Below are 1,101 nucleotides of genomic sequence, written 5' to 3'. Positions count from 1 at the left end.
GCTTCATTTTATTGATGTTGACGACAAGGTCGTTTTCACGGTTGTGCTCGCCGACGATCATGCCTTCTTATACTTCTGTGCCCGGCTCGACAAAAATCACGCCGCGTTCTTCAACGCCTTGAATGCCGTAAGCTGAAGCTTTCCCGGTATCCATTGAAACAAGCACACCTTGGCGGCGTCCGCCGACTTGCCCAGGCTCAACAGGCTGATAGCTGTAAAACGTATGGTTTAAAATCCCGAAACCGCGTGTAAGGGAAAGGAATTCGGTTGAGTAGCCGATTAATCCGCGTGAAGGAACGTTGAAAATCAGGCGGACCTGCCCGTTTCCGTTATTGATCATGTCGATCATTTCACCTTTGCGCGCGCCCATTGATTCCATTACAGATCCGGTATGCTCTTCAGGCACATCGATTTGCACACGTTCAACAGGCTCACAGCGAACGCCGTCGATTTCTTTAATGATGACTTCCGGCTTCGATACTTGCAGTTCAAAGCCTTCACGGCGCATGTTTTCGATTAAAATCGACAAATGCAGCTCACCGCGACCGGATACGACCCAGGCGTCAGGAGATGGCGTCGGATCGACTCGAAGGCTGACATCTGTCTGAAGCTGCTGTTCAAGGCGCTCTTCAATCTTCCTGGCCGTGACATATTTTCCTTCGCGACCGGCAAAAGGACTGTTGTTAACCGCGAACGTCATTTGAAGCGTCGGCTCGTCAATGCGCAGAACCGGAAGCGCCTCTTGATGCTCAATCGGGCAGACGGTCTCTCCGACATTGATGTCTTCCATTCCTGATACCGCGACAAGGTCGCCGGCTTTCGCTTCTTCAATTTCGACTCTTTTCAAGCCCTGGAAACCGAAGATTTTCGTTACGCGGAACGGCTTGATAGAACCGTCAAGCTTCATTAAAGCAACTTGCTGTCCGACCTTCATCGTTCCTCTGAACACGCGTCCGATTCCGATACGGCCGACATAATCATTGTAGTCAAGCAGAGCGACCTGGAACTGCAAAGGCTCCTCATGGTTATCGACAGGACAAGGAATATGGTTGACAATCGCTTCGAATAAAGCTTCCATATTTTCATCCTGCTGCTTCGGAT

General features: G+C 50.4%; 1 pseudogene. It reads right to left on the bottom strand.

Annotated elements, in window-relative coordinates:
- Positions 1-1,101, bottom strand: a pseudogene (locus C1T29_RS09430) (EF-Tu/IF-2/RF-3 family GTPase); the annotation flags it as partial.

This window comes from Bacillus sp. MBGLi79 (genome assembly GCF_002953915.1).
This window is presented reverse-complemented; position numbering and strand designations above follow the sequence as displayed.